This is a genomic window from Acinetobacter sp. YH01020, from assembly GCF_013420275.1.
GTDB classification, from domain to species: Bacteria; Pseudomonadota; Gammaproteobacteria; order Pseudomonadales; family Moraxellaceae; genus Acinetobacter; species Acinetobacter amyesii.
In genome coordinates, this window is the sequence record NZ_VOYN01000009.1 from 30,210 (window position 1) to 51,440 (window position 21,231).

The following is a 21,231-nucleotide window of genomic DNA, read 5'->3' on the forward strand; positions in this document are numbered from 1 at the left end:
CTTAATTTTCCTCAAAATTACGCTGATGAAGTTGGTAATATGCACCACGTTGTGCCATCAATTCTGTATGCGAACCTTGTTCAATAATACGCCCTTTATCCATCACTACAATACAGTCTGCATTTTCAATGGTCGATAAACGATGCGCAATCACGATCGTGGTACGATCTTGCATCGCAGCGTCAAATGCTTGCTGAATGAAAAATTCAGATTCGTTATCTAGCGCACTTGTCGCTTCATCTAAAATTAAGATCGGTGCATTTTTCAAAATCGCACGCGCAATCGCAATCCGTTGACGTTGACCACCAGATAGATTTAAACCTTGGGCACCCAATGGTGTGTCATAACCTTGCGGTAAATCCATAATAAAATCATGTGCAAATGCAGCTTTGGCAGCAGCAATGACTTGCTCATCTGTTGCATGCTCGAGCTGACCATAAGCGATATTTTCACGTACTGTACGGTTAAACAAAACCACTTGCTGATTGACCATCGAAATCTGAGTACGCAAGCTATTGAGTTCTATGTCGTGAATATCATGCTGATCTAGCAACAATTGTCCTGATGACACCTCTTGGTAACGCACCAACAGATTGACCAATGAAGTTTTACCTGCACCTGAACGCCCAACCAATGCAACGGTTTGCCCTGCATTAACTTTTAAATTGAAGTCATGAATCGCATGGTGACCATCAGCATAGATCAAATTGACATTTTTAAATTCGACATCACCTTTCAAAGCAGGCTTCAGCGTGCCGTTATTCACTTCTTCAGGCATATCTAGCAATTCAAAAACTGAATAAGCTGCTGCCATGCCTCGTTGTAGTTTTTCATTGACATCCGTCAAGGTTTTAATCGGCTTACTCAGCATACCTGCGGCAGTGATATAGGCAACAAACTCACCCGCTGTTGTATCTTGTAAAATCTCTGGGCGTAGCGCGATATACATCACGATACTGAGCGCGATCGACATAATCAGCTGAACAATTGGGCTATTGAGTTGCTGCACCACAACCATTTTTAAGCCGCGGCGTAAGTTCTCCATTGAGCTTTCATAAAAACGTTTTTGTTCATAATCTTGCCCTGCAAAGCCCTTCACTACCAAGTTGCCTTGTACTGTCTCTTGCACCACATGGTTAACATCACCCATGGTACTTTGTACTTGCATGGATAATTTACGCATCCGCTTGGACGCTTTACGGATGATCAGACCAATAATTGGGCCAAAAATCAAAATACACAGGGTTAAACGCCAATTGGTATAGAGCAAATAACCCAATAATGCGATGGTAATCAGACCCTGTTGTACAATCGTTTTCAGTGACTCAGACGATGCCGCCGTCAACTGTTCAACGTTATACATAATTTTTGCAGTGATATGACCGCTCGAATTATCTAAATAATATTGCGAAGGCAAACGCATGAGTTTTGCGAATACTTGCTGACGAATATTAAAAATTAAGTTTCGAGAAATCACTGCGGTAAAATATCCCCCCATGAACAAACCGAGACCACGGAAGAACATCAATAAAACCACCAAGAGTGGAAATAAGGTTGTAAAGCTTTGATCTTTGTTTTGAATGGCTTCAATAATGCGTTCCAATAATTTTGCGACAGAAACTTCTGTCGCAGCATTAATACCGAAACCAAGCAAAACCAGCAGGCCGATTCCCCAAAAAGGTTTTAAATAACTTAATAGGCGTAAATAGACCTTAAAATCGTGCTTCACTAATAACCTCGAGTTGGAACTTTGGTACTGATGTTGATATTCACAAATCCAAGTTGACCTGCAACATCCATCACCCGGATCACATCTTGATGTGTTGCTTTTGCATCTGCTGCAATCACGAACATTAAATCACGACGATCATTGGCTGTCTGTTTAATTGCAGTATTCAAATCAGAGACTTCTTTACTCGCCAATGACTGACCATTGACAGAATAATGTCCTGTTGAATCCACCACAACTTCAATCTTTTGATCATAGTTTTTAGGTGGAACACCCTGTGCATCTGGCAAAGTCAGGTTCATTCGACTCATCTGGTTAAAGGTGGTCGAGAGCAACAAGAACACCAAAATGAACATCAAACAGTCAATCATCGGTGTGAGGTTGATATGAATATCTTCAACCTGACGACGTTTAAATTTCATGCGCAGTCTCCACTCAGCTGGCTTTCTGAATGTCCTGACTTTCTACTTCAGGTGTTTTTTTATAAAACAAAGCGGCATGAAATAACGTCGACTGCTGTTCTAACTCAGCCACATATTCCTGAACCAAACGTTGGAAATAGCGATGTGCAAATAATGCAGGTACAGCAATTAACATACCGGCAGCAGTGGTAATCAAGGCTTTAGAAATACCCGGCATCATCAACACTGGATCACTATTGGTGCCTATATCAATCATTAAGAATGCTTCAATAATACCGATCACCGTACCCAACAAACCTAGTAAAGGTGCAACAGCGCTTAAAGTGCCCAAAAAGTTGATATTTTTTTCTAAATAACCAATTTCTTGTGACGCTGTGACTTCCATTTGCGCACGTGCATATTGCTCGTTTTGATCTTTACTAGCGTAACCTGCGCCCAATACACGACCCAATGTACTTTGTTGTAAAGTTGGACTTTGCTTTAGCTGCTGCACCACATCTTTCACCGATGTGTTTACATTCATCATCAAGTCTTTTGGTAACACCATTGATTTCTTTAAACGAATAAAGCGCTCAATGGTAATGGCTACCGTAAAGATCGAACAAATGACGAGCGGGATCATTAACCACCCGCCCGCTTTGACTAATTCCCACATTTGATTTTCCCCAATAAATCGAATTTAAAAATTATTCAGCTAGACAAATATTTAAAATGCCATCTAGCTCTTCAAGAGTATGGTAGCTAATCACCAGCTTGCCTTTCCCTTGTTTATTATGATCAATTTTCACGTCTGCACTGAAACGATCAGAGAGACGTTGTGTCAGTTGTTGAATGTCTGATGAAACAATTGGTTTAGCTTTTTGTTGTTTTGGTGCATTCAAATCACGAACAAATTGTTCGGTTTGACGTACAGACATACTTTTTTCAATCACCATTTCAGCAACTTTAAGCTGATCTTTGGCTTTTAACGTCAAGATCGCACGTGCATGCCCCATATCGAGCAAACCTTGCTGCATAAAGTCTTTGACTTGATCCGCTAAAGACAAGAGGCGTAGCAAGTTACTAATCGTGGTACGTGCTTTACCGACCGTGTCAGCAATCTCTTGATGACTTAAACCGAACTCGTCATGGAAGCGTTGCAAAGCCATGGCTTGATCGATTGGGTTCAGATCTTGACGTTGAATGTTTTCAATCAATGCCAAAGCAATGGCAACTTGGTCACTCAACTCACGAACAATGGCTGGAACTTCGGTTAAACCCGCAAGCTGAGCCGCACGCCAACGACGCTCACCTGCAATAATTTCGTAGGGATGCTTTTCATCTTCGACAGGACGAATCACGATTGGTTGCATGACACCATGCTTTTCAATCGATGCAGCAAGTTCTTGTAAATCTTGTTCTTTAATGAAACGACGCGGTTGATACTCACCACGTTTCAATAAATGCACATCAATTTGTTTTAACTGTCCATGATCTAAAGCTTTTGCTTCGAGCTGTAGTTTTTCTTTTTGGATTGAGCCGAGTAAGGCATCCAGACCACGACCTTTAGCCAGTCCGCGTTTTTTTACGGTCATGCTTTAGTTCCTTTTTTTACTTTGGTTTTTTTTAACATCTCAGCTGCCAAGTTCAAATAAGCAACTGCACCCTTCGAGCTTTTTTCAAAATAAATCACTGGTAAACCGTGCGCAGGCGCTTCAGCCAAACGAATATTACGCGGAATGACCGTGTCATAAAGTTTCTGACCGAAGTATTGTTCAAGCTCAGCAGACACATCACGTGTTAAGGCATTACGCGCATCGTACATGGTACGCAGCACACCCACGATCTCTAGATCTGGGTTTAAAGCTTGCTGAATACGGTCAATGGTTTGGGTTAGGTCAGCCAAACCTTCTAGGGCATAATATTCACACTGCATTGGAATAAGCACAGCACGTACAGCTGCAAGGGCATTGACAGTGATCAAACTTAAACTTGGTGCACAATCGACAATAATATAGTCGAAGTCTTTTTCGACGCTTGCCAATGCTTCACGTAAAATAAACTCACGACCGTCTTGATCTGCAATTGCAAGCTCAACGCCAGCTAAGTCACGGTTTGCACCTAAAACTTTATAGCCCACTTCTGCTTTATAAATAGCGGTTTCAATCGGCACTTCACCAAGTAAGACATCCGTGACTGAATACAACAAATCATTTTTTTGAATGCCCGAACCCATCGTGGCATTGCCTTGTGAATCCATGTCCACAAGTAAAACTCGTTTTTTTAATATGGCTAAAGATGCAGCCAAGTTCACAGCCGTTGTGGTTTTACCTACGCCACCCTTTTGGTTTGCAATCGCAATAATTTGAGCCATGGTAACCCCAGTCCTTTGAAAATTTTAAATACGTTTAAGAAAAATTAAATGACGCTGCTCATCAAGTCGTGGAACTTTTAATGCAACGATATCAATCTTGAAATCACTTTTTAGTGTTTCAACTTCTTCTTCAGGAATTAAGCCTTTCATCGACGCGATAATACTTTGCGCATGCATATACGGTTTAGACGCATCCACAAAATCCGTTAACGATGCAAAAGCACGGCTGGTAATCACATCAAACTGACCCAGTTCATGAATGCTGTCTTCATTTTCGACACGTGTTTGTACCGCAATGACATTTTTTAGTTTTAAGTCAGCAATAAATTGTTTTAAGAATCGAATTTTTTTACCGTTGGCATCTAAAAGCACACATTCACGTTCAGGCTGACACAGTGCAATGATCATGCCCGGCATGCCACCACCCGTACCGATATCCAATAAACGACCTGCAGGCAAATCATTTAGGATACTTAAGCTATCCAATAAATGCTTAACCAACATTTCTTTAGGATCACGAATAGCAGTCAAGTTATACGCTTTGTTCCACAGCACTAGGGCATCTTGGTATTTCAGCAATAGATTTAATGCTTCTTCACTCAAATCTAAGCCAAGCTTTTGACTACCTTGCTTTAAGTCTTGAAAAAAAGGATGCATAAAGAAGACATCTCAATAAAAATTAACTGAAGTATACCGATTTCTAAGCCGTGGAACAGTAGCTAACGCTTAGCGAATATGCACTTAATCGTACATGCCTTGGCGAATCTGTAGATCTAGATCACTTAAACGCTCAGGTGTGCCAACATCAACCCACGCAGTTTGCATTTTCTCTGCAGAAATTTTTCCATCCAACATAGCTTGTTTCAATAAAGGTGCGAGCGGACGCTTGCCAGCTTCCAATCCATCAAACATATTTGGATGAATGACCGCGATCCCACTATAGGTGAGCGCCTCGCCTGTATGTTCTTGCTCAAAGGTATAACTACGCCCTGCATCCAAGATAAAATCACCCTTTGGATGTTGCGTTGGGTTAGTCACATAAACTAAGTGTGCCAAATCATCTTTTAGCTCAACATTGAGCAAGGCTGAAAAATCGTAAGTCGTCCAAACGTCACCATTGACTAAAATAAACGGTTCTGTTCCAAGCAAAGGTAAAGCATTAATAATGCCACCAGCTGTTTCCAAACCTTCCGCTTCACGTGTCCAACGAATATCTACACCAAACTGCGAACCATCACCTAAAGTACCAATCAGGATATCTGCAAGCCATGCAGAATTGATGATGATTTCAGTGACACCTATTTTTTTTAGCTTTTCTATATGCCAAACAATCAGTGGTTTTCCACCCACTTCAAGCAAAGGCTTTGGCTTATACAATGTTAAAGGGCGCATCCGATTTCCGAGACCCGCCGCTAAAATCATGGCTTTCATTATGCAACAACCTCATAAGTGCCGTATTTGGCTTCAAATTTCGGCAATACTTTAGCCTGAATAAATTGCATAAAAGGTTGTAATTCTGCATACGGTTTACTTTCTTCAAGTAAATACCACATCACGCGCGGCAAATCTTTGAGATAACCTGACTTACCATCACGCTCAAATAAGCGCACAAAAATACCTAAAATTTTGATATGACGTTGAATCGCCATGAGGTCTGCGTCTTGTTTGAATTGCTCAAAGCTACGACCTTCTTTTGCCGATGCAGGTAGCAAATCATAGAACGTCTTAAACCATGCATAAACACGATCTGCATTCCACTGTACATAGGCATCACGTGTGATTGAGATCAAATCATAAGTATCTGCACCAATCACAGCATCTTGAAAATCAATCACACCCTGATCTTGCTCACCATCAAGTACCATCAAATTACGGCTATGAAAATCACGATGCACAATCACTTGAGGCTGAGCCAATGCAGCATTGGCTAAGATAGCAAAGGTACGTTTAATGAGTGCCGATTCTTCTGCAGTTGGCTGCACTTGTAGAGATGGCAATAACCACTCGGTTAACAGCTCCATTTCAGAAATCAGCTTTTCATAGGCATATGCAGGAAAATGAGCAGTACCATCAATTGACTGTAATTGAATCAACTGTTTAAAACTTTGAGCATAATGTGCGTCTACTGTTTGATCATTTAACAATGTCGACAACAAAACATCACCAAAATCTTCTAACAATAAGAAGCCTTGATCAAGGTCTTTGGCCACGATATGCGGTACACGCACGCCATGTGCATCAAAAAATTCATCAATCGACACAAAAGGACCACAATCTTCTTTTTCTGGTGGTGCATCCATGAACATAAATGTTTTATTATTCAATTTGATTCGTGCATAACGACGGAAGCTTGCATCGCCTGCTAAGAAGTTAATTTCAAATTGATCTGAACCGAGTACAGATGAAATCCATGTTTGTATCAATTGTTCACGTTGTGTATTCATTTGCGATAAATTCTAATACAGGCTGAGTTTTTAAAGTGCTAAGTGTAGCTACTTATCAACTTTTTCTCTATGATGCGACAATAATTAATTGCGATTAAGCATACCTGGTTAATGAGACAAATGAAGCATCAGTTTAAATTTAATCCTTTAGCGACTGCGATCTTAACCCTTCTATGTGGTAGCTCGTTACCAAGCTATGCAGCACCTGTTTCAAACCCGTCTACGGATGACGATACAGAACAACTCAAACAAAACATTTCAGAAGCTTACCCTGGGCAGCAGTTCTTCGAACAATATTATGTCGATAAATCTGCACCTGAAGCACAGATTCGCAACACCAATCAATTAAGTTCTGCGTTTTGTACAGGCACTTGGATTACCCCAGTTGCTCCAACAACGAAAGCAGTCGCACCTGAAGATGCAACCTCAACCATTACCGCAGACTATGGTCATTTTGACCCGAATGGCGACTCCATTCTTGAAGGTAATGTTCTGATTGACCAAGAAGGTCGTCAAATTCGTGCCGATCAAATCAAAATTGATAAAACCCAAACCTACGCCAATGCTTCTGGCCGCGTGCAAATGGCACAGTCTGGGCTGATTTCTCAAAGCGATTCAATTGATTACAATTTAAAAACCCAACAGGGTGATTTAAATAACAGCTTCTTTATTGCTGAACAGCAGCATGCGCATGGTCGTGCTGAGAAAATTTCACGTACTTCAACCGAAACACTCGAATTAGAAAACGCTGTTTATACCACTTGTCCACCTGATGAAAAACCAACGTGGAAAATTCAAGCAGACAAAATTAAGCTGAATCAAGAAACTGGCCGCGGTGAAACCAAAGGTACAACATTATATGTAAAAAACGTACCTGTGATGGCTGTGCCCTATTTCAACTTCCCGATTGATGACCGTCGTACCACAGGTATTTTGACCCCAAGCTTTGGCTTTACCAATGATGGCGGTATTGAACTTGCAGTACCAGTTTACCTAAACCTTGCACCAAACTATGATGCTACGGTAACGCCGCGTTATATCGCAGACCGTGGTGCAATGATGGAAGGTGAATTCCGTTATTTGACCAAAAACTTTGGTTCAGGGATGGTGTGGGGTGGTTATTTACCATCCGACCAAAAGTATGATGATCAAGATCGTAAAGACTTACATTTCCTCCATAACTGGAAAATTAACGATCAATTTACGACCAATCTAGAATACAACTATGCATCTGATAAAGACTATTTCTCAGATCTCAACAATAATCCAAACTCAAAAACTGACCTGAACTTACGCCGCGCATGGGAACTCAATTATAAAAATGGTATCCCTGGGCTAAAAGCACAGCTCAAAGTTGAAGACTTCCAAACACTGGATAAAACTGTCAGTGATGAAGACCGTCCGTATGCGCGTTTGCCGCAATTCCTACTGAACTACAAGACTGGTAATCCGCTCGGCTTACAGTACGAATTTAACAACGATACGGCTTATTTTAAAAAAAACCTAAGTGGCGATAATATTCCGCAAAACAATGGTGATGCGACAATGTATGAGCCAAGCGGCGCGCGTATTTATAACGACTTTAGTGTGCGTTATAACTATCGCAACCCATGGTCTTTTGTAATCCCAGAAGTGTCTATTCGTAACGTCAACACGATTTATGACCAAGATACTGTTGATCGCGCCAATACAAATAACAATTACTCTAGTAGTGAAAGTAAATCGGTCATTGTACCGCAATTTACTTTAGATGCGGGTCTTGTGATGGAGCGCGAAGGTCGTTATCTACAAACCTTAACGCCACGCTTCTTCTATGCGTATTCTCCATACAAAAACCAAGACACTAACCCGAACTTTGACTCAACCACAGCGTCAATTAACTATGACCAGTTATTTAGCCCACGTCGTTTCTACGGTAATGACCGTTTAGAAGACAACAACTTCGCATCTCTAGGCTTGAGCTATAGTTTATTTGATGATGTTGGTCTTGAGCGTTTAAAAGCTAGCGTTGGTCAAAGTTTCTATTTTGAAGACCGTCGTGTCACACTGAACAACGTCTCTGATAAATTTGATACCGAACGCCATACTGGCCCTGTCGTGAGCATTTCTAGCCAACTATCTGACAGCATCAGTGTGAATGCCAATTCAGCATGGATGGCGAATGGTGATAATGCTCAGCGCGATATTCAAATGTATTACACAGGAAATAAAGGCAATTTATACAATGTCGGTTATTTCTATCGTAAAGACATTCCGAACCGCCAAGACAGCTATGACCAAGCAGTAGCATCGTTTATTCAACCTATTCACAATAACTGGCGTATTATCGGTCATGCACAATATGACCTCGACAACAGTATTGCGCGTGAATATTTACTTGGCGTGAACTACGAGTCATGCTGCTGGGGTGTTTCAGTTTATGGTCGTTCGTACTATAACGATTTAGATGATGTAACATCTTCAGATGTTAAACCAAAACGTGCCATTATGGCGGAGTTCACCCTAAAAGGTTTGGGTGGCTTCAACAATAAATTAACCTCTTTGCTTGAAAACCGAGTGTTGGGTTTTAACAATATTAATCAATCTTGGACAGAACGTTAATGAAGACAAAACAGTTAAAACAAATTTTTAAAGCGTCAGCCTTGGCACTTTGCCTATCGACTTCTGTATCTGTATTTGCTGCTGCGCAACCTAAAGATGAAATTGTAGCTGTCGTTGACAATAGCGTGATTCTACGTAGTGATCTTGATCAAAGCATTGCCGAGATCACTCACCAATTTCAAGCAAAAAAACAAACCGTCCCACCGACTGAATACTTGCAGCAACAAGCTTTAGAACAGCTGATTTCGCGCCAAGCACAGCTTGAACAAGTTAAACGATATAATGTCAAAGCGGATGAAAAATCACTTAACGAAGCTGTACTTAAAGTTGCAAAAGACGCAGGTTCTCCAAGCTTAGAAGCGTTTCAGCAAAAATTAGATGCTGTTGCACCAAATACCTATGCAGGTTTACGTGCACGTATCGCTGAAGACATCGCTTTACAACGTCTACGCCAACAGTTGGTCACTTCTCGCATTCAAATCAGTGACCAAGATGTGAAAAACTTCTTAAGCTCACCACAAGGTCAAGCTGCGTTAGGTAATCAAGTTCATGTCTTACATGTACGCGTAGCTAGCAGTGATAATGCCGTTAAAATCGCCGAAGAAATTCGTAAAGAACTTGCAGCAAGCAACGATGTTAAAGCGATTACTAGCAAATACAGTACCAAAGACATTAAAGTTGACGGTGCCGATATGGGCTTCCGCAACTTATCTGATATTCCAGATGAACTTGCTGCACGTGTAGCACCTTTGCAAGTTGGTCAAACCACTGAACTAATTTCAGTACGTGATGGCGTTCATGTTTTAAAATTGGTCGACCGTAAAAGTGGCGAACAAAAAGCCATTGTTCCTCAATACCAAACTCGCCATATCCTGATTCAACCATCTGAGGTCGTGAGTCCTGAAAATGCCAAGCAAATGATCGACAACTTGTATAATCGCCTGCAAAAGGGTGAAGATTTTGCGGTCTTGGCTTCAACATTCTCGAATGACACTGGTTCTGCTGCCAATGGTGGTAGTTTAGGTTGGGTTAGCCCAGGTGTTATGGTTCCAGAATTTGAAGCAATGATGAAATCAACAGCGAAAGGTGAAATCAGCAAACCTTTCCAATCTCAGTTTGGTTGGCACATCCTGCAAGTAACAGATACACGTCAACAAGACATGACACATGAAGTACAAGAACGTATGGCACGTCAGATTTTAGGTGAGCGTCAATTTGACACTGAACTGGACAGCTGGTTACGTGAAATACGCAACAATGCCTATGTTGAAATTAAAGACCCTGCTCTAGATCGTAAAAAGAAATAAGTGAATAAACAAAAAACCAGCTTCGGCTGGTTTTTTATGTCGATTCTTATCATTATTCAGCGTTGTAGTAATTATTAGTTGTAGTAATTATTAAAAAACCAGTATTTAAACCATCTACTCTTTTTATAGGCAAAAAAAACCTCCCATTTGGGAGGTTTTTTTAACTCAATTAACGATTGTTGTTTTCGTCGTCTTGAGCATCTTCAAATTTAGTTTCGCCATCAAAACCAGCATTTTGACCGCCGAAACCACTTTGACCACCGAAGCCACCTTGACCACCGAAGCCACCTTGAGAGCCAAAACCACCTTGACCACCGAAGCCACCTTGGCCACCGAAGCCACCTTGACCACCGAAGCCACCTTGACCACCAAAGCCGCCTTGGCCACCGAAGCCACCTTGTTGACCGCCGAAGCCGCCTTGTTGACCACCGAAGCCGGCAGCGCCTTGAGCACCAGCAGGAGCACCAGCAGGACGTGGGTTACGTGCTGGAACAACAGTTGAAATAGCGTGTTTGTAAACCATTTGGCTTACAGTATTTTTTAATAAAACAACGTATTGGTCGAAAGATTCAATATGACCTTGCAATTTAATACCGTTTACAAGGAAGATCGACACTGGAATACGTTCTTTACGGAGAGAATTTAAGAACGGATCTTGTAAAGTTTGACCTTTAGACATGTTATAACTCCAAAAAATAATAAAAATCAGCGCAAAAGCTACCTTTACTTTTCAATTAAAAATTATCAAAAAGGTAGTCTGTAAATTTTGCTTTATCCGTAGCACTTTCGCAAGTCTTCTTGAGCCTGCTGCGCAGTTAAATATGTAGTAAATTTATGCGTTTCTTGCAAAGATCTTAACCAAGTATATTGACGTTTTGCAAGTTGTCGTGTTGCAAAAAGTGCCTTATCCTCCATTTCACGCTGTTTTTCGCTACTTTTATCACTATTTTTCAAAAAATCTAAAGCTTGACGATATCCAACTGAGCGCATAGAGGGTAAATTTCCATCTAAATCGTATTTTTCAATGAGAGCTTTCACTTCATTTAAAAATCCAATTTCCCACATTATTTTTAGACGTCGAGCTATACGCTCATGTAATTCTAATCGGTCGGGCAATAATGCGTAATTATGAAAATTGTATCGGTATGGTACGTTTTTAGGTTGCTCAGCTTGTAACTGAGTAATGGGTTTACCGGTTAACTTAAAAACTTCGAGCGCACGGATAATTCGTTGCTTATCACTCGGTTTAAATTTTTCACCTGCCAATGGGTCTACATTGCACAATTCTGCATATACAGCATCCCAACCTTGCGACTCAGCTTTGGCTTCAATTTCAGCACGTACGGCATAGTCTGCACTTGGTAAATTTGAAGACAACCCTTCCAATAAAGCCTTGTAATACAACATTGTACCACCGACTAATATCGGTGTTTTACCTCGTGCATGCATATCATCAATCAGCACACACGCATCTTCCACAAAGTTCGCTGCCGAATACACTTCTAGCGGACTGATAATATCAATCAAATGATGTGGATATTTCTCCAACTCAGCTTTACTCGGCTTGGCCGTACCAATATCCATATCCTGAAAAACCAAAGCAGAATCGACAGAAATTAATTCGAATCCACCTTGCTCGTATAATTCACATGCCAAGGCGGTTTTACCGCTTGCAGTTGGTCCCATTAAGTTGATGACCGGCAATTGATTTGACATGTAAAACTACTCTCCCCGAGCAAAAAGTTTATCTAGCTGTGCCAATGGAAACGCACGCCACGTCGGACGTCCATGGTTACATTGGCTGGCAAATTCAGTTTGTTCCATCTGACGCAGTAATGCATTCATTTCAGATAGACTTAAAATACGGTGTGCGCGTACAGCGCCGTGACAGGCCATGCCTGCCAATATTTGATCGCGCTTTTGTAGTAACCCTGCAACCTGATCACTTGGGTCTAAATCATTTAATAAATCTGGAATCAGCGCATCAAAGTCTGCTTTATGCAAAATGGCAGGAACACCTCGGACAATAACTTGCTCATCGCCATATTGATCTATTTCTAAACCTAGGCGTGCCAATTGTTCTTTGAGCTCATCGACGCGCATCGCTTGCATCCTACTGATACTGACGACTTTAGGAATCAGCAATTGCTGCGATGTCCAAAACTCAGGTTTATCCCAAGCAGTTTTCATTTGTTGCAAAACAATGCGCTCATGTGCCGCATGCATATCAACAATGATTAAACCTTCGGTGTTTTGGGCCAAAATATAAATACCATGCAATTGCGCAATGGCAATCCCCAAAGGATGCTCATCGACTTTCTGCTGAATATGTTCAGCCAATGCGGTATCCGGATCATTTAACGACTCAGTTTGACGTAAAGGCGCCAAATAACTTTGCAATGCATTATTGAGCTGTCTGGAACCCGCTAAATTTGACTGATATCCAGCACTATTGTTCGACGCATTTGAATATTGCTGTGTATAAGCTTCCTGCCCTGTTGGCGCATGATTAGAAGCATATTGCACTGTTGCAGGTGAACTAAAGTCAGTGAGTCCGCCTGAGATCTCTGGACTGACAAAATTTGAGCCTTGCTCTGCAACTGGCTGAGATTGATGTAATGAAAATTGTTCCTGATGACGCGGCTGCGGAATAATATTTTCGTGTGCCTGCCCGTCGAGTTTCATTGCAGATGACAATTCGGCTGTCGCGGTTTGAAATTGCGCTAAAGTCGATTTGGCAAAATGGCGCACAAACTCATGTACTTCACGTTGATTTAGAAAACGTATTTCATGCTTGGTTGGATGCACATTCACATCGATATTTTCTGGATCAACTTCCATAAACAACAAATAAGCGGCATGTTGATGCCCATGCAAAATACCGTCATAAGCCATGCGAAGTGCATGTGAAACGGTCTTGTCTTTTACGATACGTCCATTCACATAGACATATTGCATATCGGCCTGCGCACGTGCATCTGAAGGATGGCCTAACCAACCACTGAGACGCATATTGACGCTATCAGCATCTATCCAGTACGCATTTTCAGTAAATTGACGGCCTAATAATTGTTGTACCCGCTGAAAACGGAGCGCGCCACTGTCTGCAATAGGTAAGTTCAGCTTAATACTATTGTTATGCTCAAGGACAAAACGTATATCAAAATGGGTCAGTGCCAAACGACGGACAATTTCTTCGATATGTCCAAACTCAGTCCCCGGTTTTTTGAGGAACTTACGCCGTGCAGGCACATTAAAAAATAAATCTTGCACACGGATGGTGGTGCCTTGCGTCGCTGCCACAGGCTGAATTTCTTGCGAATCAAATACGGTGCCATTTACTTCGACCTGATAGCCTATACCGTCATCATTTTGGCTACTGGTCAATGTCAAACGAGACACCGCAGCGATCGAAGCCAAGGCTTCCCCACGAAAACCTAGACTTACAATGGCATGCAAATCTTCAGCAGTTTGGATTTTACTTGTGGCATGGCGCATGACCGCCAAAGGTAGATCTTCAGGGTGAATACCCCGACCATTGTCTATTATTTCAATCAGTGTACTGCCGCCTTGTTCAATACGAACAATCAGCTCAGTCGCCCCTGCATCAATGGCATTTTCCAGTAATTCTTTGACCACAGAAGCAGGACGTTCAATCACTTCCCCTGCGGCAATTTGGTTGGCTAAGGCAGGATCAAGCGTTCGAATGCGGCGGGCACTGATTTCATTCAGCATGGTTAAATTTTTGCTCCAAAGCGTTTTGCAAAGTTTTTGAAGAAGAGCTTAAAGTCGCTGTACGGGTGGTTTCATCCGCAGACTTTTCAATATTAATAATTAAATCAGCCTCAGGGATTTCGTCGCCCCCTTTAGATGGCCATTCAAATAAAAATAGGGCGTTCTGCGTTTCTAAATAATCACGGATACCCATAAGCTCAAGCTCATAAGGGTCATTCAGACGATATAAATCAAAATGAAAAATATCTTGTCCTTGAATATTGTAAGGTTCAACCAATGTATAGGTTGGACTTTTTACCGCACCTTGATGACCCAAGTGTTGTAAAAAATAACGTGTTAACGTGGTCTTTCCTGCACCCAAGTCACCAATTAAATACGCTACACCCGTCGTAAAATGCGTCGCCAGTACGGTAGCTAAGTTTTGGGTATCGACTTCACTATTAAGTTCCAGACTGAATGAATACTGCATATTACTCACAACATGTACATAAGAATTAAATATGATAGCATCGCACTGGCTAAAATGGATATGTTCACACTATAGATTGAGCATTTTTCATGATGTGTTCTCTGCTTTATTTGCTCAGTTTTTAGATCTTTCTTCATGCATAGTTTTGAATTTACTCCCCCGATGATCAATGGTGTCAGTGCCAGCAAAGTCTTCCTTGACGGTCAACACACACAAGCCTCTACCGTTTATACATATTTGTGTGAGCAATTTCCTCATATCCAAGCAGCAGAGTGGCAACAACGATTTAAGGATGGTCTAGTCTATGCTGCAGATGGTGACGCTTTAACGATAGACAGTCCTTTTGAAGCAAATCGTCATGTTTATTATTATCGATTCTTAGCGCATGAAATTCATGTTCCCTTTGAGCATCAGATTTTATTTGAAAATGATCATTTCATCGTGGTCGATAAACCGCATTTTCTCACCATGAGTCCGACCGGTCAGTATGTACAAGAAACCTTGTTGGTTCGACTCAAAAAACAAACGCAGCTTGAACACCTGACACCGATTCATCGTTTAGATCGTGAAACTGCCGGTGTGGTTCTCTTCTCCAAATGTGTCGAAAGCCGTGGGCTATATCAACAGATGTTTGCCAAGCGGCAAGTTAAAAAAACCTATCATGCCATTGCAGCTTTTCGAGATGACTTAAATTTCCCAATCACAACTCGCTATCGTATGGAAAAAGGTCAGCCTTTTTATACAATGCAACTGGTAGATGGTGAGCCAAATAGTGAAACATACATTAAGCTCCTCCAGCAGCATGGAAACCATGCAAAGTATGAATTAAAGCCGCATACCGGCAAGCAACACCAACTTCGTGTGCATTTAAATGCTTTGGGCATTCCAATTCAAAATGACCCCTTTTATCCAGTAGTACAACATAAGGCAGATGACGATTTCAGCCAACCTTTACAACTACTTGCGAAACAGCTTGAGTTTATCGATCCTGTGACAGAGCAGGCTTTTCAATTCAGTTCTGCCTATGAATTGACACTGTAAATCTATTGTCATTACATTAAATTGATAAAATACTGCCAAACTTTCTTGAATTTATAACAGTTTTGATTAGAATAAATGCGAAAAGTTAAGTATTTAAAAGCTTTCTAAGAATATGAGAAAAACTGAAGTCTACCAAATCCGCCTCGATTCACAGGAAAAGAAACAGGCCTTTGCCGTGTTTAAGCAATTAGGCATTACACCTGCACAGGCTGTACGTCTATTCTTTAAACAAGTTGTTTTAACCAAATCGATCCCCTTCTCTATTGAAAACCAAAATATCAATATTGAACAATTGATTAAGTTACGTAAATTAAAACAACAAGAAGCTCAAGCCATTTCAACCACTGAAATTAGCCCTGCGGAATTAGAAATTTTAAATAATGATCCATTATTAGATGATGATCATCTCGACTTGTTTGAAGAGCTCAATGCAATTTTGGGTGAAGGTGACAAAACTTAACACTGTCGCATTTATAAACAATTTATAAATCAACCAATTTCGAAAATTCGATATGCTTCATGCAAGACTGATAAAAATAGCATGGAGTATAGAAAAAAATGATCGTTCGACGCGCAACAGAAGCAGACCTTCATCCACTTGCTGTTTTATTTGATGAATATCGCCAATTTTATGGCACCTCTTCTAATCTTGATATTTCATATAAATTTCTAAGACAACGTTTTGAAAATAATGAAAGCGTAATTTTTATTTGCTTAAAAGATGATGTGATTACTGGGTTTATCTTACTATATTTGGGCTTTTCATCTGTGGCTTGTTCAACCTACTATATTTTAGATGATGTCTATGTCAGCCCTATATATCGTCGTCAAGGTTCAGCCAAACAATTGATCGATACTGCGGTTCTCTTTGCTCAACATGAAGGCGCGCTTCGAATCAGCCTCGAAACTCAAAAAAATAACTATCACTCACATCAGCTCTATGAATCGATGGGCTTCATTAAAGACGATGAATTTCAAACTTATCATTACTTTATTCGCTAATGCATTGCTCAGCATTAAAATACATCATCAACGCATATTAGAAACGAATCTTTCGATCAGTAGATAGCAGACATATTAAAGGGCTTTAATACCGCACATTCATCCTTCAAATGATGACGTATCAAAGCCCTGTACCTATTACTGTGAATTTAGATTTTCACGAAATTTCGATTGTTCAATTTGCGCTGCATTCAAATAGATCCATTCACCCTCAGCAATATCTTCAAGCTTTAATTGTCCTATTTGAGCACGATGTAATGTTTCAACTTTATTGCCGACAGCCGCCAACATCCGCTTCACTTGATGATATACCCCTTGATGGACAGTCATTTGCAATTGATGTGAAGCCAATAGCTGTACATCGGTTGCAGCGAAAATGCCTTTTTCGTTTCGAAGCTCCACGCCTTGTTCTAATTGTTGTATTTGCTCAGGTGTCACAGGATCTGCGGTATGCATCGAATACACTTTGGCAACATGCTTTTTAGGGTGTGTAAGCGCTTGTAGATATTGACCATCATCCGTGAGCAGCAACAGTCCAGTGGTGTCTTGATCCAGTCGCCCGACGCATTGCAGACCACGATTTAACAGCACATCATCAAATAATTCAAAAACACTAAAATGATGGGTTGCCTGATGCGAACATTCATAACCTTGAGGTTTATTTAACGCGATATAAACATGCTCACGATAGGTATAGTCCTGTCCATGCACACTGTAAGTTAAATCATTCAAGTCCAGCTTTTGCTTTGGATTATCTACAATCTCACCGTGTATTTCGACCGCACCATTTTTAATCAACTGTTGGCAATATTTACGCGAACCAAAACCTTGTGATTGCAGCATTTTTTCCAAAAACATAGAACAACCTAATAAACACCATATATTGCTATTTTATACTGAACCACGAGCCAACTTGCGGGAAAAATAGCGGAAATAATCTTGAACGCCAGTTTTTAATGTTTCTGCGCTACACTATTGATTATTTATTGAAGTTTCTCACGAATATCCTATGTCTCAGTTGGATTTAAATCTGATCGTGTTATTGGTGTTATTGGCTTGTGGCATCTTTAGCCACAATACAGCGATCACCATAGCAGCAGGTGTCTTGATTATTTTCCGCATCACGCCTTTAAGTGAATTTTTCCCCTATCTGCAACAATATGGCTTAAACATTGGCATTATTATTTTAACCATTGGCGTACTCACGCCGATCGCTAGCGGAAAAATACCCGGTGATTCGATTTTAAAATCCTTTTTAAGTTGGAAATCCCTCGTCGCAATCGCCATTGGCATCTTTGTCGCATGGCTAGGCGGACGTGGTGTCAAACTGATGTCCAATCAGCCAGATGTGGTTGCCGGACTATTGATTGGGACAGTCGCAGGTGTTGCCATGCTGCGTGGTGTACCTGTCGGCCCACTCATTGCAGCAGGCATCTTGTCGCTACTGATTGGGATTAAACAATAAGGCCGTTGCTGACATAGCGGTTTAACAAAATTTTAATTTGAGCCATGCTGCATTTGAAATAAACGTCGACTAAGCATGATTCCAACGAATGATAATGCTGACATCAAGATCCCCGCCCAAAACCACCCTCCAGTTTGTGAAACCACAGTGGCAATCACAGGTGGCAGAACAAATTGTGATATGGCAGAGCATTGTAAAATCATGCCGACCGTCGTACTAATTGCCGCAGGATAAGGTGCAAAATGCAGTGATTGCGCAAAGACGGTTGCAGCAACCAAGCCTCCAAAAAGCGAAAAACTAAACACCGTTAAATATTGCAGTAAAAAAGGTAACGCATCTTTAGAGAGATAAAACCCTAAGGAGCAAATGATCAAAACAGCAAAACCCAGTTGGACTAAAGTTTTAGCTTGAAAACCACGCTGTAATAGCAGTCCACACCCCCATGTGCCCACAGCATTCGCAACGGCAACACTGGCTGTTAAAGCACCCGCCAGTTCTGCTGAAATTTGGTTTTGGGCATAAATCATCGGTAAGAAGCCCACCAATGCAAACCACTGCCCTGCATATGTCCCAAAAATGAGCGCCAAAAGCCATGCTGCAGGATGTTTCAGAGTATCCCGAATGAGACCAATAATAGGTGTTGTATTCAGCGCCACATTAGGCTGAGGAATAAACATAGCGATACAGAGTAGTAATGCTGCAGTAATCATAGCGAAACTGAGCCAAACCACACTCCAACCATATTGAGCAATTAGAAATGGCGCAACCAATAAGGCAATGCCCATACCTCCACCCATATAGGCACTCCACAGCCCCATCTTTGCGCTGATGTGCTGTAGCGGTACAAGCTGACGGATAAATGCAGGCCCTGTGAGTGTCACCAATAAGAAGCCAAATCCTTCTATGACACGCAGTAGCAACAAGACATCAAAGCTTTGTGCAAAGCTCCCCCATGCACTTGCTATCGTCAATAGACTTAAGCCCAATAAGATACACAGTTTAAATCCAATTTTTTGGATATAACTACCAATCAACAATGCAAAGCACATTCCTGCACCCTGTACTAGTGAGAGCAATAAACCAGACTGAATAAAGCTAATACCAAGTTGCTGTTGTAATACAGGTATTGCGGGCGGTAATTTCCCGATATGCATTGCAGCAATAAAACCTGCCGCAATAATGAATAAATCTTTTGACATCCCTTTCATTGAATTGTCATGCTCTTTTCGCCATGCAATAGTGCACAGCTTAACAATTCAAAATATTATTTTGAGTCAAAAAACAAATGACCTTAGATGATTTTTCAATTATTTAATCATCTTGCACCGTCACATGCTAAGCGCACTTTGATTTAAATTAAACAATAATATTCCGTGATGTCATCTGCAATTGTTTGAGACAACACGTATTCCCATCAAAAATGTTTTTTCTGATACTTTCAATAATTTGGCGGTAGTGAAGGAATTCACCTGCATAACAATTAGTGAATTATTTAAGCAGTGAGTTATTCAATATTTACTTGTTTCCGTTCACGCTTATTGGCGTACATTTTCAAGTCTGCCATTTCGACCAATTGATCGATGGATTCGGCATCCTCTGGAAATAAAGCCATGCCAATACTGGCACCAATTTTCAAGCTCATTTGCTCAAATGCAAACGGCAGTCCGCAACTTTCTGCGATTCGATTCATCGCCGTTTGCGCACGCTCTAAGTTGGCAATATTGGTTAAAATCACAGCAAATTCATCACCGCCCAAGCGTGCAACCAAGTCATCTTGACGCGTTTCACGCAAAATGCGCTGCGCGATTTCTTTCAGTGCAGCATCCCCAATGCGATGTCCAAACTGATCATTAATCGGCTTCAGACCATCCATATCAATCATCAAGATACCCAACACTTTTTTCTGCGCACGTGCTTTTTCTATCCCTTGGCGTAAAAAGTCGACAAACAAAGCCCGATTAGCTAAGCCGGTTAAGCTATCTTGCGTCGCCAATTTATATAGCTCTGTCGCACCGAAACGTGTCGCATGGTACATCGCCGCAGCGATCAACTCAGACATCAAACTTAATATATGCAAGTCGGCTTCCTGAAAGGCATCGACTTGGTCAGAGTAAATCTTTAAACACCGACACCTTCATCACAATGAATCAATGGCACTACTGCCATCGAACGCAATCCAACACGTTGACATGCCACGCGATCTACCCGTGCATCTGTTTCCGAATCTTGGCAATACAGTGTTTGTTTTTGCGCAATACATAGACCTGATAAGCTGTTTTCAATATGAAGTCTTAAACCCAGTAAATGGCTCGCCCCGCCAGACACTGCACGATAGACCATATCACCATCTTCAGCCAACTCTACAACTGCACCTTTAGCATGTGTAATCTGCTGCGCCTGTTCTGCGACCACGGTCATCACTGCATTTAGATCTAAACCCAGTTTGGCAATAGCTGTCTGCGTTTGAATCACAGACATGAGTTGAGTTGGTGATGGTTCTATAGTATTCGGCATGATTGAGCTCAAACAGGTTTCAGTGTGAGATACAGCTCAATTCTAAAAATTATTCATCCACTTGTATAGCAATCTTAAAGTGATTTCTGTGCATTCAAGCACTTTAGATACAACTCTTTCAAATACTGCTCTTCGAAAGAAAATGCACT

At 41.2% G+C, this 21,231-nt stretch carries 20 protein-coding genes and 1 pseudogene; 6 read left to right on the top strand and 15 right to left on the bottom strand.

Annotated elements, in window-relative coordinates; genetic code table 11:
* Position 1: 1 nt before the first annotated feature.
* The 8 genes from msbA to FTT85_RS05555 all read right to left on the bottom strand — a co-directional run bounded on the left by msbA (position 2) and on the right by FTT85_RS05555 (position 6,948).
* Positions 2–1,729, bottom strand: a complete 1,728-nt coding sequence (gene msbA, locus FTT85_RS05520; protein ID WP_180007340.1) for a lipid A export permease/ATP-binding protein MsbA — start codon at positions 1,727–1,729, stop codon at positions 2–4.
* On the bottom strand, positions 1,729–2,151 hold the full coding sequence (locus tag FTT85_RS05525) for a biopolymer transporter ExbD (RefSeq protein ID WP_078193671.1): 423 nt from the start codon (positions 2,149–2,151) through the stop codon (positions 1,729–1,731). The genes msbA and FTT85_RS05525 overlap by 1 nt, the downstream gene beginning before the upstream one ends.
* A 13-nt stretch (positions 2,152–2,164) precedes the next feature.
* Complete coding sequence (locus FTT85_RS05530; RefSeq protein ID WP_078188956.1) at positions 2,165–2,806, bottom strand: MotA/TolQ/ExbB proton channel family protein; 642 nt, start codon at positions 2,804–2,806, stop codon at positions 2,165–2,167.
* 31 nt (positions 2,807–2,837) lie between these two features.
* A complete protein-coding gene (locus tag FTT85_RS05535) occupies positions 2,838–3,725 on the bottom strand; it encodes a ParB/RepB/Spo0J family partition protein (RefSeq protein WP_180084215.1) in 888 nt (295 codons plus the stop codon).
* Complete coding sequence (locus tag FTT85_RS05540) at positions 3,722–4,504, bottom strand: ParA family protein (RefSeq protein WP_078188958.1); 783 nt, start codon at positions 4,502–4,504, stop codon at positions 3,722–3,724. The genes FTT85_RS05535 and FTT85_RS05540 overlap by 4 nt, the downstream gene beginning before the upstream one ends.
* Positions 4,505–4,528: 24 nt before the next feature.
* Entirely contained in the window at positions 4,529–5,161 is a 633-nt protein-coding gene (rsmG, locus tag FTT85_RS05545; RefSeq protein ID WP_180088548.1) for a 16S rRNA (guanine(527)-N(7))-methyltransferase RsmG, read from the bottom strand.
* 84 nt (positions 5,162–5,245) lie between these two features.
* Positions 5,246–5,935 carry an N-acetylmuramate alpha-1-phosphate uridylyltransferase MurU gene (gene murU / locus FTT85_RS05550; protein ID WP_180054586.1) on the bottom strand — a complete coding sequence of 230 codons (690 nt, stop codon included), beginning with the start codon at positions 5,933–5,935 and terminating at the stop codon, positions 5,246–5,248.
* A complete protein-coding gene (locus tag FTT85_RS05555) occupies positions 5,935–6,948 on the bottom strand; it encodes an aminoglycoside phosphotransferase family protein (RefSeq protein WP_180183072.1) in 1,014 nt (337 codons plus the stop codon). Before FTT85_RS05555 ends, murU begins: the two co-directional genes overlap by 1 nt.
* Before the next feature lie 120 nt (positions 6,949–7,068).
* Between FTT85_RS05555 and FTT85_RS05560 the strand changes: the two genes are divergently transcribed.
* Both FTT85_RS05560 and FTT85_RS05565 read left to right on the top strand, forming a co-directional pair.
* Complete coding sequence (locus FTT85_RS05560) at positions 7,069–9,549, top strand: LPS-assembly protein LptD (RefSeq protein WP_180106672.1); 2,481 nt, start codon at positions 7,069–7,071, stop codon at positions 9,547–9,549.
* Positions 9,549–10,856, top strand: a complete 1,308-nt coding sequence (locus FTT85_RS05565) for a peptidylprolyl isomerase (RefSeq protein ID WP_180183073.1) — start codon at positions 9,549–9,551, stop codon at positions 10,854–10,856. Before FTT85_RS05560 ends, FTT85_RS05565 begins: the two co-directional genes overlap by 1 nt.
* A 169-nt stretch (positions 10,857–11,025) precedes the next feature.
* Here the strand turns inward: FTT85_RS05565 and hfq are convergent, their stop codons facing one another.
* The 4 genes from hfq to tsaE all read right to left on the bottom strand — a co-directional run bounded on the left by hfq (position 11,026) and on the right by tsaE (position 15,060).
* Complete coding sequence (gene hfq / locus FTT85_RS05570; RefSeq protein ID WP_168378882.1) at positions 11,026–11,535, bottom strand: RNA chaperone Hfq; 510 nt, start codon at positions 11,533–11,535, stop codon at positions 11,026–11,028.
* Positions 11,536–11,627: 92 nt separating this feature from the next.
* Positions 11,628–12,572, bottom strand: coding sequence for a tRNA (adenosine(37)-N6)-dimethylallyltransferase MiaA (miaA, locus tag FTT85_RS05575; protein WP_180183074.1), 945 nt, complete (start codon positions 12,570–12,572; stop codon positions 11,628–11,630).
* A gap of 6 nt (positions 12,573–12,578) precedes the next feature.
* Positions 12,579–14,591, bottom strand: coding sequence for a DNA mismatch repair endonuclease MutL (gene mutL, locus FTT85_RS05580; protein WP_180183075.1), 2,013 nt, complete (start codon positions 14,589–14,591; stop codon positions 12,579–12,581).
* Entirely contained in the window at positions 14,581–15,060 is a 480-nt protein-coding gene (gene tsaE, locus FTT85_RS05585) for a tRNA (adenosine(37)-N6)-threonylcarbamoyltransferase complex ATPase subunit type 1 TsaE (RefSeq protein ID WP_180183076.1), read from the bottom strand. The genes mutL and tsaE overlap by 11 nt, the downstream gene beginning before the upstream one ends.
* Positions 15,061–15,195: 135 nt before the next feature.
* Here tsaE and FTT85_RS05590 point away from each other — a divergent pair, with 135 nt between their 5' ends.
* The 3 genes from FTT85_RS05590 (at position 15,196) to FTT85_RS05600 (ending at position 17,103) form a co-directional block, all read left to right on the top strand.
* Complete coding sequence (locus FTT85_RS05590) at positions 15,196–16,101, top strand: pseudouridine synthase (RefSeq protein WP_180183077.1); 906 nt, start codon at positions 15,196–15,198, stop codon at positions 16,099–16,101.
* 112 nt (positions 16,102–16,213) lie between these two features.
* Positions 16,214–16,561: a type II toxin-antitoxin system RelB/DinJ family antitoxin gene (locus FTT85_RS05595; protein WP_078189014.1), complete on the top strand. Its 348-nt coding sequence runs from the start codon at positions 16,214–16,216 to the stop codon at positions 16,559–16,561.
* Between the two features lie 98 nt (positions 16,562–16,659).
* Positions 16,660–17,103: a GNAT family N-acetyltransferase gene (locus tag FTT85_RS05600; RefSeq protein WP_180063143.1), complete on the top strand. Its 444-nt coding sequence runs from the start codon at positions 16,660–16,662 to the stop codon at positions 17,101–17,103.
* Between the two features lie 138 nt (positions 17,104–17,241).
* On the opposite strand, the gene FTT85_RS05605 is transcribed toward FTT85_RS05600, so the two are convergent.
* The gene (locus FTT85_RS05605; RefSeq protein WP_180007350.1) at positions 17,242–17,961 is read right to left on the bottom strand and encodes a pseudouridine synthase; all 720 of its coding nucleotides are present in this window, start codon (positions 17,959–17,961) and stop codon (positions 17,242–17,244) included.
* Positions 17,962–18,112: 151 nt separating this feature from the next.
* Here FTT85_RS05605 and FTT85_RS05610 point away from each other — a divergent pair, with 151 nt between their 5' ends.
* Positions 18,113–18,568 carry a DUF441 domain-containing protein gene (locus FTT85_RS05610; RefSeq protein ID WP_180003104.1) on the top strand — a complete coding sequence of 152 codons (456 nt, stop codon included), beginning with the start codon at positions 18,113–18,115 and terminating at the stop codon, positions 18,566–18,568.
* A gap of 32 nt (positions 18,569–18,600) precedes the next feature.
* On the opposite strand, the gene FTT85_RS05615 is transcribed toward FTT85_RS05610, so the two are convergent.
* Positions 18,601–19,767: a CynX/NimT family MFS transporter gene (locus FTT85_RS05615; protein WP_257232090.1), complete on the bottom strand. Its 1,167-nt coding sequence runs from the start codon at positions 19,765–19,767 to the stop codon at positions 18,601–18,603.
* 305 nt (positions 19,768–20,072) lie between these two features.
* A pseudogene (locus FTT85_RS05620) lies at positions 20,073–21,082 on the bottom strand (diguanylate cyclase domain-containing protein).
* Positions 21,083–21,231: the final 149 nt, after the last annotated feature.